Genomic DNA, 15,048 nt, shown 5'->3' on the forward strand with positions numbered 1-15,048 from the left:
CATTAGGTAAAAGGATAATGATCCAGATTTAATAATTTTCGGATCGGTTCATAGAGTTGGAGATGGAGACGCATGGACTCGGCGTACGGCGTGAGCTGACAATCGCCGTTATGCAAAATATCTTCAATGACCGGTGCGGTAAGCTGGCTTTGGTAGGGAATGACTGCTTCGTGTTCTATCCATTTCCAGTCTTGTTGAGGCGTTGCCATCCACATTTTTCGCTCATTTTCGCGTATAATAACGCGCGCCTGTGGATTGCTTATCGTAATCATAATCGGCGCGCTGTCCTCTAAGAAATGAGAGAATACGCCTAGACTGCCATCTTGAAATGTTACCGTCAGCGTTCCATTGAGCTCGAAAAACCCCAGACGTTTACTGGGGATGAGCTTATTGTCCAGCAGATCGGTAGAAACGGTAAATTCGCGGCAGTCATTGAGATATGACAAATGATCGACGAAATGAATGGCGTTGCACGCGAGGCCCCAGTTTGCCCCGCTTACATGATAATAGAGCCTGTCGCCTCGTAGTAATTTTTTACAATCGCGATACGCGGGCATGACGCGCATGGGGCAGTTTACCCACGCTTTGATATTGAGCGCATTTAATTTTTTTTGCGCCGCGTCGTAATCGTCCGGCCGATTAAAGAGGATTTTCTCGAGAAGCAAATAACGCACATGGGCGCGGGCAAGCAGCTCTTCAAGCGCCTGTTTTCTCACCGCGGAGGATGTGGCAATGATCGCGACGTCAATATCGGGAAGAGATGCCGGCAGCGTGTTCACGAAATTTATTTCATGCGGTGCGGCGCCATCCACGCTGTCACATCGTTCTTTCGCCGTTTTTAACGATTCGGAGGACGGATCAACCACAATGATCTGCAGCGGCAGCGATACCGTTTTAAGGGATTGAAGATGCCGGCTGCCTATATTCCCGGCACCAATAAGTATAATATTTTTCATAGGGCATTGGCATTGACAGCCTTTTTGTTTTGCTCCGCCAGGATTTGCAGAAACGAATGTTCCGCTTTTTCCCAATCTTCCGGCGTGTCAATGTCGAGAGAGTATTTTCCATCCATCACGTATGCCCGCACCTGTTTGCCGTAGAGTGAGGGTTCAGAATTAAGCAAGAGCTCGGTCTTTAAGGCATAGATCGCCCCGTTGCGATAATATGTTTTTGGCAATTCCTGGCGTCGTGGCACAATGCCAGATACCGGCTGGTCCGTATAAAGTTTAAGCATATTCGTGTCCTGCATGACAAACTGCCAATGGGGGTTAAAATGTCCCGGCACTTCGGTGACGCTCACCACTGAGTCGGCCCCGGATGTGAGCAAGAGTTCTATTGCTTCGCGGATATGATAATGCATCCTGCCGGGTGAAGTTGGTTCCAGCAGGACGACATAGGCAGGCAAATAGCCCTGATTTTCTTTTAGCCACTGAATTGCGTGTTGGAGCACGGCAAGGGACGGGGTATGATCTTGTGCCAGCGCAGTTGGGCGCAGGAAGGGCACGTCCGCGCCCGCGTGCCGGCCAATATCGGCAATTTCCGCGTCATCGGTGGAGAGGATTAGACGGTCGAGTTTCCCCGATCGCACGCAGGCGTCGATTGTCCAGGCAAGGAGCGGTTTGTCGCAGAATAGTTTGATATTTTTTCGGGGGATTGATTTAGATCCGCCGCGCGCCGGCACGATTCCTAAAATTTCCGATTTTGGCTGGGAATGCGTCGAGATATTAAAATCTCTGAATTGTTTTTGGATCCCTGTTTGCCAGATGCGATCCGAGCGCAATTCGGTCAAAAATCGTTCCGTACTTTTGCCGTCACCGAAATGGTTATTAGGCGGGAATCTGGTGAGCTGGGAAAATTTCCGAATATGATCAAGAATCGTTTCATGGTGGTAATCGCAATGGAATATACTCGCGTGCGTGTCAGGAGGGATTCGGTTTGCCTGGCGTGAACCTATGTTGATAGTAGGTACGCCGAAAAACGGAGCCTCCCGTATGCCAGCGCTGGAATTGCCAATTATAAAAAGCGCGTTTTGCAGAAACGTAAGGTAATGCTCAAACCGCATGGAAGGGAAGATGCGGAAGCGGGGATGGGCCATGATTTTTTCCCGATAGACGCTTAAGATCAGATCATTTCCGTGATCATTATTAGGATAGATTACAATGTAATGCAAGCCAGAAGCGATGAGAGCATCAACCAGTTTTTCTGTTTGCTCAGGAATGCGATGGAGTTCAGTGGTAACGGGATGATGCCCCAGAATGGCATATTCGGAAAAAGGTATTTCGTATCGCTGTTTCGCCTCTGTGAGCGTAGGGAGATCGGGCGAGCTCATGATGTCAAGATCAGGAGAACCAATGATGTAAATATGGCGTTCGTCTTCGCCTAGCTGTTGCAAGCGGCGTTTTGCTTCGGTATTGGAGACAAAATGGATATGGGCGAGTTTACTTATGGCATGGCGGATAATTTCATCCACTGTGCCGGAAATCTCGCCGCCTTCGATGTGGGCGACGAGGATATTATTGAGCGCGCCGACAATCGCGCCGGCAAGCGCTTCCACGCGATCGCCGTGGATGACGATCATGTCCGGCTTGAAAAGCTTCACGTAGTTACCAATTCCTTCAATAGTATGCGCGAGAATCGTGTCCATGGTGCCATGTTCGGCATCGTTAATGTATTGATAGACATGCGGAAAGCCGAGTTTCAAGATTTCTTCGCCGGTGTATCCGTATTTTTCGCTCATGTGCATTCCCGTGACAAAGACGGATACGTCGAATAAATCCAGTTTGATAATTTCCTGAATCAGCGGCTTGATTTTTCCGAATTCTGCTCGCGTGCCGGTGAGATAGACGATTTTACGTTTCATACAAAATACTCCCACTTTAACTGCATATCTTCCTCTAGATTAACGATTGCATTTTTACCTATTATACGGAAGAAGTCAACTGCTTTAATCTCTCCTGTGCCGGGACGTTTGACCCAGATGTTTCCGTAGTTCAGTTGCTCTCCTTGTTTAATTGGTTTAATGGTCACGACGCTCGCGTATGCAAAATCGATCGTCGGTTGCTCATCGGGAAGAATTGTCTTCTCTCCTCCGCGCGCTTCAAAGATTGCACGGCTGCCATGAATAAGCTCTTTAAGCTCTTTTAAGTCCATAGATAGAGGGATGTCAGGCCCTGGCCATGTTTTATCAGAGGTAAAATGCCTTTCTAAAATAGACGCGCCAAGCGCGGTCGCGCCGTAGCATGCATAATTGCCGATAGAATGGTCGCTTAATCCAAGCACCGCATCAGGGAACGCTTCGCAAAGCTGCGCCAGCGCGCCAAGGCGTATTTGAGGGTAGGGAGTGGGGTAGAGGGAAGTGCAGTGCATGAGCGCATAAGGTACGCTCCGTGCGCGGAAAATGTCAACTGCGCGCACTATGGATGAAATATCATTCATCCCGGTGCTCAAGATGATGGGTTTTCCAAATGAAGCAATATGGTCTATGAGAGGGTAATTATTGCATTCTCCAGAGCCTATTTTATAGGCAACCACCCCCATCCGTTCCAGGCGGTCGGCAGCCGCGCGGGAAAATGGTGTGGAGAGATAGATCATTCCGAGCGATTCAGTGAGGCGCTTCAATTCCCCGTCTTGTTCTGCAGTGAGCGCACAGCGGGCCATAATATCCCAGATGGATTCTTTTGCATTGCCGGGTATGGTTTGTTTGGCTGCCGGCACCATTTCGTCTTCAATGACGTGGCATTGAAATTTTACAATTTCAGCGTCGGCGAGGCGCGCGTCTAACACCATGCGTTTCGCTTTTGTGAAGTCGCCTTCATGGTTGATGCCAATCTCCGGGATAACGAGGGGAGGGCAATCAAGTCCTATATTCCTACTGCCGATTTGTATAAATGGATTCATAACTTCACATCAGTAATTTTCAATTTTCAAGCATCAATGTTCAAATAATTTTTAATGACCCAATGTTCAATGTTTGAAAATTGTTTCATTGGAGCATTAAATGAAAATTGGAAATTGATTATTGAAAATTAACCAATCTTTTTAAACATTACTCTCATATGATTGCTCAATCCTTGTTTATCGATAATCGCCTGCATGACCGGGATGAAGTCCCGTAATCGTTCATGGTAGTCAAATCCATCCTCGTATTGTTTCTTGTACAGGTAGTCCATCACATCGAGGCCATAATAGTCAAGGGAATGAATTATAAAGCCGGTCTTGTGTGCGAGAAACTCAAGCGACATGCGGTCAAAAAAACACAAATGTTGGAAAGGAAGAAGAGTATTTTGTTCGCCCTGCATAAGATAGTAAGCGAGGGAATGCACATGGGGAGTGTAGGCGAGCACGTAGCCTCCGGGCATAAGCTTTTCATTGAGCGCAGTAAACGTGGCGGCGGGATCAGTCAAATGCTCTAGCACATCGAACATGGTGATGATATTGTAGCCCTTGATAGGCTCATTTTCCAGCTGGACCTCTTCCACATGAAGCCCGCGTTTCTTGCAGATTTCAACGAGAAAACGAGCGAGTTCTATTCCCTTATAGGCGATGCCTTGATCCTTGAGGTAATCGATAAAATAACCAGGGCCGCAGCCAAGGTCGAGTATTTTCATCGCTCTGCGGGGAATATCGGAAATTTTTTCTTCAATATATTTCATGCGTTCCGGCGCATAGGTTTGTTTCCGGTACTCGTAGGTATCAATAATTTCTCTCGTGGTATCTTTTACATAGGCGTCATCATCATAGATTTCAATTTTTTTCAGCGCTTCCCATTTTATAAGAGGAGATACCAAGTGGCATTGGGCGCACTCAAACAGTTGGTATTCTCGATAGGACAGGTACGCAAACCCTTCCTTGCCCGCGCAGAGCGGGCAGGAAAACTGGTCAGGAGACAGGCAGGCATCTTTGCATTGATCCATTATTTTATGCCTATATTCGAGCATGTTCTTGAAGAAGTCCTTGCTCCTTAATTTTTTTGGATCGATGTCGAAGATTTTATAGTCTTTCAGGATATCGCGCATACCAATTGATAATTTTCAATTTTCAAATACCAATTTTCAAATAATTTCCAATGACCTAATTTCCAAACGTTTGAAAATTGAGAATTGATGCATTGATTGAAAATTGAGCATTGAAAATTACTGAATCTGATGTTTAAGTATCCACTCACCGCCTTTTTGTTCCCATAGGTGCGGCGTGCGGAAATAGTTGACGCGTTCCCAAAATCGCTCTTCCGCAATGCCTGTGTATTCCAGAAATTCCTTGAAATATTGATGAGGGAATTCTTGGTCAAACCGATGGACTAAAGCCACGCCTTCCTCGCGCGTAATTTTTCCATTCCTGATTTCCTGCGCGGCGTCATATGTCGCGCGCCCGATGCCGAACTTGATGAGCGTGGTGTAGTAATGGAAGGGATCGATCTTGTCGTCAATGCTTGAATATTTGGAATAACTTCCTTCAGTGCGTTCTTTATTCGCCACGAATCCGGTGTGTTCTGCGGAATAATAAAAATTTTCCTGCGGATCCCATTTTAAATAGTAGCCGAGATAGTGGACCTGTATGCCCGCTTCCTTAATTTTATTTTTTGCCTCTGGGAGATATGGATTGAGATCATTTATGGACACCGCGTGTTCTTTTATCAGGTCGCTTGCACGGACGCCGCCTAAAAAGAGATTATCGAAATTAATATCCAGGGCAAAAAAATCTTCTTTCATTACGGGGACGTCATTTTCTTTGATATTATTGCCGTATTCAGCCTGGTTTTCCCCGTAAAATACGAGGGGTATATGATACATCGCCGCGAATTTCGGTCCGATGTGGCGCTGTCCGATGATGAAAGGCTGGAAAGGATGGAGTAGGTTTTCAAATGCAAATTTAGTCAAGAGACGGTGTACGTGGCCGTTGGGGGTAAAGAGGATATTGTCAAATCCTCCCACATGGCTCCAGTTCGTGAAATTTTGCCAACCGGTTTCGGTATAAAGATGGGGAGCCCAGGTTACCGTGAGCGGGTTCATGCCATACTTATATTTCAGCACATGGGCAGTGAAGCCGCTGTCTTTGCCGCCCGAACCGGGCACGATGCAATCATAGCGGCCATCCTTGCTGCGATATTTGTCGCAAAGCGCGATAAGCTCTTTTTCACGCGCAATCCAATCTATCGTATTGTCTTTCATCCACGCATACTGGCACGCGCTGCAGACTCCTTGCTGATTGAATTCAATAGTGGCCTTGCGCTCTTCTTTATTGGATTTGAATTCCACCGTGGAGCTGGGGCGCTGATTGGAGATTACGCATCGGGTGCAAAACTTGACGGTCAACGGGAGGCCATAACGGCCATATCCCGAATCTGAAATGGTATTTGTCATAGCGACGGTATAAGTCGGATAAAATTCTCGATAATGCGCAATCCCGCGTTGCCGCTCTTCTCGGGGTGGAATTGGCATCCGTATACGTTATCCATCCTGACTGCTGAACAGAATTTCATGCCGCCATATTCGGTCACGGCGAGGATATGATCAGGATTTTCAGGATTCAGAATATATGAATGCACAAAATATACGTGCGTTCTTTGAGGTATGCCATCAAGAATTGTATTTTTCCACGAACCATCACCGGGCGCAATGGGACTCCAATTGATATGGGGCACTTTAGCGCCTGGCGCAAGGGGAGGGAATTTTTCAACGTTCCCGGGAATAATCCCAAGTCCATCCCAGGCGCCGAATTCAAATCCTTTTGAGAGGAGAATTTGCGCGCCCAGGCAGATGCCGAGCACGGGTATGCCCTGGCGGATGCGGGATAAAAGCGGCTCCCTCAGCCCGCGCACCCGCAGGCCTTCCATGCCCGCGTGAAATGCGCCATCACCCGGAAGCACGAGCGCGTCTGCATTCAAAAGCTCATCTGCTTCTTCGGTGAGTGAAGCGTTTGCATATTTTTTCAGCGCCTTATGGAGGCTGTAAAGATTGCCTACGCCGTAATCTACGATAGAAACATTTTTCATAAGTCCAATATATCGTTCCGCGTAGGGATATGGCACAAACCCAGATATTGTTTTACTTCTTGTATCGCGGCATCGCCGTAATGGAGCATTGAAGCAAATGCAAGCGCGTCTGGGTTTGCGGCTTTAATGGCATCGGCCATCGAAGCGAGCGAGCCCGCGCCGCCGTGGGCAATGATGGGAATGGGCGCAAAGGCGGTGACCGCGCGGATTAGCTCAAGGTCAAATCCTTTCTTGGTCCCTTCCTTATCAATTGAGGTAAGGACAATTTCACCCGCACCCATTGCGATTGCCTTTTTTGCCCACGCTACCGCATCGATGCCGGTCCTTTCTCTCCCGCCGTCAGTGTAGGCTTCCCAATGGTCTTCATTCATTTTTTTTGCTTCAATTGAAATGACTACGCATTGCGCGCCAAAAGTATTCACCGCATCTGAGATAAATTCTGGGTTGTGAATCGCGAAGGTATTGATTGCCACCTTGTCAGCGCCTGCGCGCAGCGCTTGGCGCATATCATTAATCGATCGGATGCCACCTCCCACGGTGATGGGAATAAAGATATCATCGGCGACAGATTTCAGCAGTTCAAAATCGATATTGCGTTGGTAGAGGCTCGCCACTATATCCATGTACATCAGCTCATCCGCCCCTTGTGCGCAGTAGCGTAAGGCTAGCTCCCGCGGTTTCCCGACGACACGCAACCCTTCCATATGGATGCCCTTCACTACGTTGGGACCTTTTATATCAAGACGAGGGATGATGCGGATATTAGGCATAGATCATTCGCGTTCTATACTACGTCGTATGTCATTGAAATCTTGATAATAAGGAGTGGAAGGATCAGTGACTGCAGCGTGGAGAGGAAGTGCACGCCCCAACAATTTTTTAAACGTACGATTGAGTATTTTCAAAAATGGGAATTTCTTGACAAGTGCAACTTTCCAATGTCCGCGCGAGGGGATGGAGGGTGAGATATGGAATTCTGCATATTCCCGATTGAGTTGCCGTGCAAGGAAATTCCAGAAACTTTTGCGTACGATCCTCATTGCTTCGTCAGCGGGCAGGTGGTCTTTTTCCGCGAGTGCAGTCGTCGTGAGCGTTTCGAAGAGCGCGTATGCAGGGGGGAATGTTTCTTGTACGACCCAATCAAAATAATTTGGTACTGGTTTATTGCGGTCGTGAATATGGCGTATGAATTGGAGGCAATCGATGAGCTTTGATTTTCCTTCTATAATAGAAAGCGCGCAAGGGATAATCTCACATCCCATGCTCACATCTTTGATTTTTTCACGGTGCGCCCAGTGGGCGTGCATCGCAGTGGTGCGGTGGACTGAAAAGAGCGTCACATAATAACGGGAAAAATAATACATAAGGCGTACCGCCGAGCTTTCTTGTTCATACTGCGGTTGGGGATAATCTTTTATTTTGGTGATGCGTCCAGCTACCTTGTTTCCTTCTATTCTCAGGGCCACCGCATGACCGTGCGCCGAAGCATAGTCGCGGTGCGATTCCAGGAATTCAGCGCAGCGGGTGAGTGAGGAAGGGATTTGGAAATCATCATCGCCGATCATGCACATGTACTCCTCAGTAACGTTTTCTAACAGGTGATAAGTTGCTACATCGATGGTTTCGTTAGGGAAAGAGAAGTAATGAACCGTGAGGGAGGGGAGTGACGCGATCGCTTCACGCTGCGCTAAGTCGTGCGCCGCATTGCTCGAGTCGCCGATATAGATGGGATGCGGGCATCCCACCTGCACATAATACTTCAGCTGCCGAATGACAAATTCGGAGCGGTTCATCGTGGGAATGAGTATGGCAACGAATGGAGAAGACATAGGTACTCTCTTCTAATACAATTATACATGATCGTGTATGGGTGGGGTTATTTTTAACTTATCCACATTTGTGAGTATGGTATATACCTCTAATATATTTTTCACTTCATAGTGGGGTGCTACTGTCGAAGGATATAGGTCATTGGCGATGCGAAATGTAATTCCGCAGCAATTACGACCAAACTCGACATCACTGTCTTTATCCCCTACAAAAAAACTTTTTTGAAGCGAAATATTGTATTCTTGCGCGGCTTGCAGAGCAAGTCCAGGTTTTGGTTTCCTGCACTCACACGCTCCCGTGAAATCAGGATGATGGGGACAGAAGTACGTTTTGAGGATATGTACACCCTTCTCGGCGAGCTCCCGTTCCACTGCGTTGGTAAATTCAATAGCCTCTTTTTCCGAATAGATGCCGCGCGCGATGCCTGCCTGATTCGTTACCATAATGAACCGGTAGCCTTGACCCTGTAATAATAAAAGCCCTTCGACGGCATCAGGAAGGAATTCAATATGCTCTGGTTTATGGGGGTAACCTATATCGCGGATGATCGTGCCATCGCGGTCAAGAAAGATAAAGTTAGGCGAAGTAGTCATCGATCATTTCACAGAGGAGGTGAATAATAAGAATATGGCATTCTTGAATACGCGGTGTGCTAGAGGAGGGGACAGTTAATATTTCGTCGCACCATTCATTCATTTTTCCGCCATCGTTGCCGGTTAAGCCCACCGTTTTCATATTCATTTCCCGCGCTTTTTGCAACCCTTTCACAATATTGGGAGAATTTCCGCTGGCGGAAATGGCAATGTAAATATCGCCTTCCCTGGCTAACGATTCCAGCTGCCGTGAGAACACATACTCAAATCCAAAATCATTCGCAATCGCGGTAAGGTTTGAAGTATTAGTGGTAAGCGCGATTGCAGGAAGGGGTTTGCGTTTTTCTTTCTCAAATTTCCCTGCAAGCTCTGCGGCGAAGTGTTGCGCGTCAGCAGCTGATCCTCCGTTGCCGGCGATAAATAGTTTATTGCCTTGCTTCAATGCGTCAATAATTTTCTGGCCGATTGATTGAATTTGCGTGAGACATGAAGCCTGCAGCAATTTCTGCTTCAGTTCAATTGATTCTTTAATAGAGCGTTCAATCATAGTGGCGTTTAGTGGCGTAATAAAAGCGTCATCTGGCTTCTATTGTCAAAACGGCCCTTTAAATTTATTCTCATAGCTATAGAATTCTTCTCCACTTAGGTCAGTTTCAGAGAGCCCTAATTTCTGTTCAATGGCCTTGATAATCTGTATTGCATTTGGGTAAAATTTATTCTCGAGCGGCCGGGTCGTAGGGCACGGTGTCTCAGCAAACCCTATTCGCGTAATAGGAGATTTTAATTCATTGAAACAATGTTCTTGCACGCGCGCTGCGACTTCGGCGCTGAAACCGCAGTTAAGCCAGTCATAATCCACGACGATGCAGTGCCCCGTTTTTTTTATTGAATCATATATCAGGGTGTAATCAAGGGGAGAAATAGTTCGAGGATCGATGACCTCGACGCGCACTCCTCGGCGGGCAAGGATCTCCGCTGCTTTCACTGCCTCTATGACCATCCATGAAACGCCAATCACCGTGACATCGGTTCCTTCACGGATACAGCGGGGAACGCCAAGCGGTTCAAGGTAATTCGGGTCTTCTGGCACTTCGCCAGGCGTGTCATAAAGCCATCGCTGCTCGATAATGAGAACCGGATTATCATCACGGATGGCAGATTTGAGCAAACCTTTCATGTCTGCGGCAGTGGAAGGAAGCGCCACTTTGAGTCCGGGGAGGTGGGCAAAGAGAGCGTGGAGAGTTTTGCTATGCTGCATGCCTTGTCCCCATCCGCGGCCAATGACCGTGCGGATGGTGAGCGGTACCTTAAGTTTGCCTGCGGAGGTATAGCGCATGCTGGTAACCATGTTAGCCAGTTGGTTTAGCGTAAGAAGGAGGAAATCTACTCGAATGTGCACATTGACCGGCCGCAGCCCCATTACCGCCGCACCCAGCCCTATGCCCATAAGCGCATCTTCAGAAAGCGGTGTGCTGAAATATCGTTTCGCGCCAAATTGTTCCAACAATCCTTTGCCGCTACCGAAGGTACGCTTGAAGTCTGCCACATCCAAGCCGTAGACAAACACACGCTCATCGCGCTCCATTTCCTCACGGAGTGCTTCAGTGATAGCTTCGCGGTACGTTATTATGCGAGACATATTATAATGCGTAAATATCGCTGTAGAGTTCCTGCGGATCGGGAAACGAGGCTATTTTTGCTTTCCGAACGCTTTCAGTCAATTGTTGTTGCACTGATTCCTCATACCTCTTCAGGTCGTCGTTCATCCCTTGGGAGAACAATTTCGTACGTTGCAGTTCGAGGGGATCCCGCGCTTTCCATTGTTTGTATATTTCTTCTGAGCGGTATCCCGCATGGAAGTCGGTATACATTCCGACGTGTTCATAGTAACGGTAGTACTTAAAGTGGAGAAAAGCTGGCCGTTGATCGGAGCGGAGCTGGGCAATTGCTTGAGTAGTGGTTTGATAGATTTGTTGTACGTCTGTCGTTTCATTTGCATATGCATTGCAGTCAAATTGTCGCACAATATCAGTAATTGAACGATAGCCATGCCGTTCTTCCGTCGAGGTATGGATTGCAAGATCATTGTCTTCGCAGATAAAGAGAATAGGGAGTTTTTTTAAACACGCAAAATTAATGCTTTCCCAGAAAACACCTTCATCAGTCGCCCCATCACCAAAGAATACCGCCGTTATTCTTCCCGTCGCAAGATATTGTTGAGCAAGAGCGCTTCCTACCGCCATAGGGATGGTGGTGCCCACTACTGCGGAGGTTGCGACCAGTCCGTGTTCAGGCGAGGCGATATGCATTGATCCTGCCTTTCCTTTCTGCGTACCTGTCGCTTTGCCGTAGAGTTCACAGAAGAATGCGTCAGTTTCCATGGTCCTCGCGAGGTAGATGCCATGGCTGCGGTAGGTGCCGAAGAGGTAATCATCCTTTGCAAGCGCTTGTAGCACGCCTGCCGCAATGTGTTCACCTCCGACATACAAGTGGCAGGGAGTCTTCATTTCATCCTCTTCATAGTGCGCTCTGATTTTCTCTTCCGTGGCGCGGATGAGGTACATCTTTTTGTAGAGTTCGAAATTGAGGTTATCCATATCGAGACTTCCCCATCCCCTCCTTAGTAAGGAGGGGACAAGTGATGTTGTCCTTTATTTATACAAGATTCGAAAAATGATTATTCCTAATGATTTGGAATCCTTTTATTAATTCCCTAATACCGTCGGAAAGATGGTAGCGGGGCACAAAACCTGTCTTTTCAATTTTTTCATTGCTTACGATGTAGTTTCGCTTATCCCTATCCTCGCCAATTTTTGCATCGGTAAAATAAAAATCAGGCACCTGCTTCTTGATCTCCTCGCATAATTCCCATTTGCTCAAGTTTGCATCGCTCAATCCGACATTATACACGTTGTTTTTCATTTGATTCAGATTATTCAACGCGTGCAAGAAAGCGCGTGCCACGTCGCGCACATGGATGTAATTCCTTTTAAAATGCGATTCGAATAGGATAAGGAAGCGGTCGTTCACCGCGCGATGGACGAAATCGTTGACAAGGAGATCGAGGCGCATGCGCGGGCTTATGCCGAACGCGGTAGCCAGGCGCAGGGTAATGGCATTGCCTGCTTCAAGGATTTCTTTCTCTGCCTGCACTTTCAGCCTGCCATAGAGCGAGACGGGGCGAAGCGGCGTTTCTTCAGTGCAATATATCCCTTCTTCGCCAACGCCGTAGCCGCTGTTGGTCGTGGGATAGATAATGAGCTGATCCGGCCGTCTCGTTTTTAGCATATGGCGCACCGCGTCCACAATGACCGCCTGCGCTTCGTGCGGGTTGCGGTCGCACAAAGGCGCGCCCGTGAGGCATGCAAGCGGGAAAATCGCGTCAGCATCACTAATGAGTTTTTCCATGAGCCCTTCATTCCTGACATCGCCGTGGATGATGGCAAGATCGGGGTCATGCACGACATCAAGGAGCGGCGTCTGGCCGTAGCGAAAATTATCCACGACCGTAACCTTGTGCCCTTCTTGGAGAAGGGCAGGGACGAGGATGGAGCCGATATATCCGGCGCCGCCGGTAACGAGGATATGCATATTTATTCTCATTTATACCTCCATAACAATATCATATCTTGTGGGTTTGTTCAATTTGACAATATAAGAGAATTCGTGGTAGAAAGAGGTGGTAAAAAATAACTCACGCGGCTGTTTGAAAAAGAAAAAATGAATTTTTCAGACGGGCGATTTCTTTTCACAATTCAAATCATGAGGTGAAGTTATGCAACAATCAAATTTATTCCCGCCGAAAATTTTGCCTCCCCTCACAATTCTCGGTACCGATAGTGGCAGACGGCGCGCCCTACTTGAGGCCGATTTTCAAATCGGACCAGATCCCATCAAAGATGTTGTTAAAAAGTTTGGAGGATGGGGTCGCAATATCCCTAACATAGCCGAACAGTTTCCCGCCATTCACGTTATGGCGATCACGAAGGATCGGCAGGTGATCGCGCTTTATCATCAACGAGTGTGGCGCGGAATTCGGCTCGAGTTCTCAGGTGGTAACGTCGCTCTTGGACAGGATCCGGAGCAGGTCATCCGGGAACGATTGCTGAAAGAAACCGGCTACGTCGCCGGTCCTGTAAAAATTCTCGTCTTTGATCATGAGTACAAGGAGGGTGATTTCGACCCGGCAAGCTGTCCGATTGGATATCTCATGGTTCTTGCAACGAACTGCGAGCTCGACGAGAACTATGAGGGCACGATGGGCGAACGATCGGAAGTGATCCTCACACCGTTGGAAGATTGGGTACCGTTATTGCTGAATCATCGTTACATTGATGGCAAAACGGCAACCATCACCCTCGCCGTGCTGGACGAGATAGGGGTGAAGTTTGATTTTTCGAGCGTTCAAATTTGAGCGTTTTCTCGTTCAAACGGTAAAAGGTCAATGTATCCATATATTTTGGTGCGTTGGCCTTTTCAATTTTGGCGAGTGTGAGATAATAAGCAAAGCGTGCACGTCTCACGTCATCCCGCAGGCAAGATGCGGGAACCAGAAATAAAAATAAACAAAAAACCGATCGATTTTCTGTTTATGTTTTGTCTGGATTCCTGCCTGCGCAGGAATGACAACAGCGTGAACGCTAGGGATAAATGTGTAATTTCAGGTATGCTTAATGAGACTCAAGAATATTTAAATTTCGCTGCGGAATTTGCCAAAAAGGCAGGCGAAATTGTGATGGAATTTCGCGGTAGAGTGAAAAATGTGGAATGGACCGCCCGGACGCATTTCCGGACGGAGATTGATACGAAGGTGGGGGAGTTGGTGCGCCGCGAGATTGGACAGAGATTTCCGGAGCACAATATTCACTCGGAAGAATTTGAAGATAAGGACGCAAAAAGTCCTTATACTTGGGTCATTGACGAACTGGACGGCACTATCCCATATTTTCGCGGCACGACTGATCATTTTTCTGTATGCATCAGTCTTTGTGAAAACGGCGTGCCGATTATCGGCGTAGTGAATGCGTGCGGGCGCGGCGAAATGTACACAGCGGAGAAAGGAAAAGGAGCATTTTGTAATAGCGAAGCAATTCACGTCGGTGATACCACAGAAGTCAACCATGTAATTATGGGAATTGATCCAGGTAAATTCGACCGTCAGGCATACGTGCCTTTCATTAATCGTGCTATGGCGCTGGACGGTATTTCATGTTTTCTTCAGTCCGGCTGCGCCAGTGTGCCGCTCTGTCTGGTCGCGAGCGGGAAGTACGATGCGTACCTTGCAACCTCGCTCAACCCAGAAGACATGGCTGCTGCGGTGTGTATTATTCGTGAAGCCGGTGGGAAGGTTACGAATCTTAAGGGTGAAGAATGGAAACTCGGCGATGCTTCGATTCTCGCGGCTAATCCCGCGCTTCACGAGAAACTCTCGGATTTTTTTAAGATAGGCATATAATTTTGAGGATGCAGACTTTGTCCGCCATTTCGCGCAAAATGGCGGACAAATAGTTTAACCGTTCATTTCGAGCCAAATGATCAGTTGCAATTAGGATTGAAGAGTTAAGAATTTTATCCCACTATTTTACGATCGTATAATAGTGGGGTTGAGTTAAAGGTGACGTGAAAGATACTAAA

15 protein-coding genes are annotated in these 15,048 nt (G+C 47.5%); 2 read left to right on the top strand and 13 right to left on the bottom strand.

What is annotated here, in order from left to right; genetic code table 11:
- Positions 1-2: 2 nt before the first annotated feature.
- The 13 genes from WC659_00415 to WC659_00475 all read right to left on the bottom strand — a co-directional run bounded on the left by WC659_00415 (position 3) and on the right by WC659_00475 (position 13,005).
- Entirely contained in the window at positions 3-956 is a 954-nt protein-coding gene (locus WC659_00415; GenBank protein ID MFA4872384.1) for a Gfo/Idh/MocA family oxidoreductase, read from the bottom strand.
- Positions 953-2,860, bottom strand: coding sequence for a UDP-N-acetylglucosamine 2-epimerase (gene neuC / locus WC659_00420; GenBank protein MFA4872385.1), 1,908 nt, complete (start codon positions 2,858-2,860; stop codon positions 953-955). Before neuC ends, WC659_00415 begins: the two co-directional genes overlap by 4 nt.
- On the bottom strand, positions 2,857-3,897 hold the full coding sequence (locus WC659_00425) for an N-acetylneuraminate synthase family protein (protein ID MFA4872386.1): 1,041 nt from the start codon (positions 3,895-3,897) through the stop codon (positions 2,857-2,859). Before WC659_00425 ends, neuC begins: the two co-directional genes overlap by 4 nt.
- Before the next feature lie 128 nt (positions 3,898-4,025).
- Positions 4,026-5,015: a class I SAM-dependent methyltransferase gene (locus tag WC659_00430; protein ID MFA4872387.1), complete on the bottom strand. Its 990-nt coding sequence runs from the start codon at positions 5,013-5,015 to the stop codon at positions 4,026-4,028.
- Between the two features lie 117 nt (positions 5,016-5,132).
- Positions 5,133-6,359, bottom strand: coding sequence for an N-acetyl sugar amidotransferase (locus WC659_00435; protein MFA4872388.1), 1,227 nt, complete (start codon positions 6,357-6,359; stop codon positions 5,133-5,135).
- A complete protein-coding gene (hisH, locus tag WC659_00440; GenBank protein MFA4872389.1) occupies positions 6,356-6,991 on the bottom strand; it encodes an imidazole glycerol phosphate synthase subunit HisH in 636 nt (211 codons plus the stop codon). The genes WC659_00435 and hisH overlap by 4 nt, the downstream gene beginning before the upstream one ends.
- Positions 6,988-7,761 (bottom strand): imidazole glycerol phosphate synthase cyclase subunit, encoded by a 774-nt coding sequence (locus WC659_00445; protein MFA4872390.1) that lies wholly within the window; start codon positions 7,759-7,761, stop codon positions 6,988-6,990. The genes hisH and WC659_00445 overlap by 4 nt, the downstream gene beginning before the upstream one ends.
- 3 nt (positions 7,762-7,764) lie before the next feature.
- A complete protein-coding gene (locus tag WC659_00450; GenBank protein ID MFA4872391.1) occupies positions 7,765-8,820 on the bottom strand; it encodes a TIGR00180 family glycosyltransferase in 1,056 nt (351 codons plus the stop codon).
- A gap of 21 nt (positions 8,821-8,841) precedes the next feature.
- Positions 8,842-9,414 (bottom strand): HAD family hydrolase, encoded by a 573-nt coding sequence (locus tag WC659_00455; protein ID MFA4872392.1) that lies wholly within the window; start codon positions 9,412-9,414, stop codon positions 8,842-8,844.
- The gene (locus WC659_00460; GenBank protein ID MFA4872393.1) at positions 9,398-9,961 is read right to left on the bottom strand and encodes a D-sedoheptulose 7-phosphate isomerase; all 564 of its coding nucleotides are present in this window, start codon (positions 9,959-9,961) and stop codon (positions 9,398-9,400) included. Before WC659_00460 ends, WC659_00455 begins: the two co-directional genes overlap by 17 nt.
- Positions 9,962-10,006: 45 nt before the next feature.
- Positions 10,007-11,053 carry a transketolase C-terminal domain-containing protein gene (locus tag WC659_00465; GenBank protein MFA4872394.1) on the bottom strand — a complete coding sequence of 349 codons (1,047 nt, stop codon included), beginning with the start codon at positions 11,051-11,053 and terminating at the stop codon, positions 10,007-10,009.
- A gap of 1 nt (position 11,054) precedes the next feature.
- Positions 11,055-12,011 (bottom strand): thiamine pyrophosphate-dependent dehydrogenase E1 component subunit alpha, encoded by a 957-nt coding sequence (locus tag WC659_00470; protein ID MFA4872395.1) that lies wholly within the window; start codon positions 12,009-12,011, stop codon positions 11,055-11,057.
- Positions 12,012-12,069: 58 nt separating this feature from the next.
- Positions 12,070-13,005 carry an NAD(P)-dependent oxidoreductase gene (locus WC659_00475; GenBank protein ID MFA4872396.1) on the bottom strand — a complete coding sequence of 312 codons (936 nt, stop codon included), beginning with the start codon at positions 13,003-13,005 and terminating at the stop codon, positions 12,070-12,072.
- Between the two features lie 184 nt (positions 13,006-13,189).
- Here WC659_00475 and WC659_00480 point away from each other — a divergent pair, with 184 nt between their 5' ends.
- On the top strand, positions 13,190-13,828 hold the full coding sequence (locus WC659_00480) for an NUDIX domain-containing protein (GenBank protein MFA4872397.1): 639 nt from the start codon (positions 13,190-13,192) through the stop codon (positions 13,826-13,828).
- Positions 13,829-14,080: 252 nt separating this feature from the next.
- Entirely contained in the window at positions 14,081-14,869 is a 789-nt protein-coding gene (locus WC659_00485) for an inositol monophosphatase family protein (protein ID MFA4872398.1), read from the top strand.
- The last annotated feature ends 179 nt before the right edge of the window (positions 14,870-15,048 follow it).

The organism is Patescibacteria group bacterium (genome assembly GCA_041645165.1).
Classification (GTDB): Bacteria; Patescibacteriota; Patescibacteriia; order 2-02-FULL-49-11; family 2-02-FULL-49-11; genus 2-02-FULL-49-11.

What these genes read in the sequence shown, in the direction of transcription:
- WC659_00415 (MFA4872384.1), bottom strand. Translation starts at nt 956, where the DNA reads ATGAAAAATATTATACTTATTGGTGCCGGGAATATAGGCAGCCGGCAT.
- neuC (MFA4872385.1), bottom strand. Translation starts at nt 2,860, where the DNA reads ATGAAACGTAAAATCGTCTATCTCACCGGCACGCGAGCAGAATTCGGA.
- WC659_00425 (MFA4872386.1), bottom strand. Translation starts at nt 3,897, where the DNA reads ATGAATCCATTTATACAAATCGGCAGTAGGAATATAGGACTTGATTGC.
- WC659_00430 (MFA4872387.1), bottom strand. Translation starts at nt 5,015, where the DNA reads ATGCGCGATATCCTGAAAGACTATAAAATCTTCGACATCGATCCAAAA.
- WC659_00435 (MFA4872388.1), bottom strand. Translation starts at nt 6,359, where the DNA reads ATGACAAATACCATTTCAGATTCGGGATATGGCCGTTATGGCCTCCCG.
- hisH (MFA4872389.1), bottom strand. Translation starts at nt 6,991, where the DNA reads ATGAAAAATGTTTCTATCGTAGATTACGGCGTAGGCAATCTTTACAGC.
- WC659_00445 (MFA4872390.1), bottom strand. Translation starts at nt 7,761, where the DNA reads ATGCCTAATATCCGCATCATCCCTCGTCTTGATATAAAAGGTCCCAAC.
- WC659_00450 (MFA4872391.1), bottom strand. Translation starts at nt 8,820, where the DNA reads ATGTCTTCTCCATTCGTTGCCATACTCATTCCCACGATGAACCGCTCC.
- WC659_00455 (MFA4872392.1), bottom strand. Translation starts at nt 9,414, where the DNA reads ATGACTACTTCGCCTAACTTTATCTTTCTTGACCGCGATGGCACGATC.
- WC659_00460 (MFA4872393.1), bottom strand. Translation starts at nt 9,961, where the DNA reads ATGATTGAACGCTCTATTAAAGAATCAATTGAACTGAAGCAGAAATTG.
- WC659_00465 (MFA4872394.1), bottom strand. Translation starts at nt 11,053, where the DNA reads ATGTCTCGCATAATAACGTACCGCGAAGCTATCACTGAAGCACTCCGT.
- WC659_00470 (MFA4872395.1), bottom strand. Translation starts at nt 12,011, where the DNA reads ATGGATAACCTCAATTTCGAACTCTACAAAAAGATGTACCTCATCCGC.
- WC659_00475 (MFA4872396.1), bottom strand. Translation starts at nt 13,005, where the DNA reads ATGCATATCCTCGTTACCGGCGGCGCCGGATATATCGGCTCCATCCTC.
- WC659_00480 (MFA4872397.1), top strand. Translation starts at nt 13,190, where the DNA reads ATGCAACAATCAAATTTATTCCCGCCGAAAATTTTGCCTCCCCTCACA.
- WC659_00485 (MFA4872398.1), top strand. Translation starts at nt 14,081, where the DNA reads ATGCTTAATGAGACTCAAGAATATTTAAATTTCGCTGCGGAATTTGCC.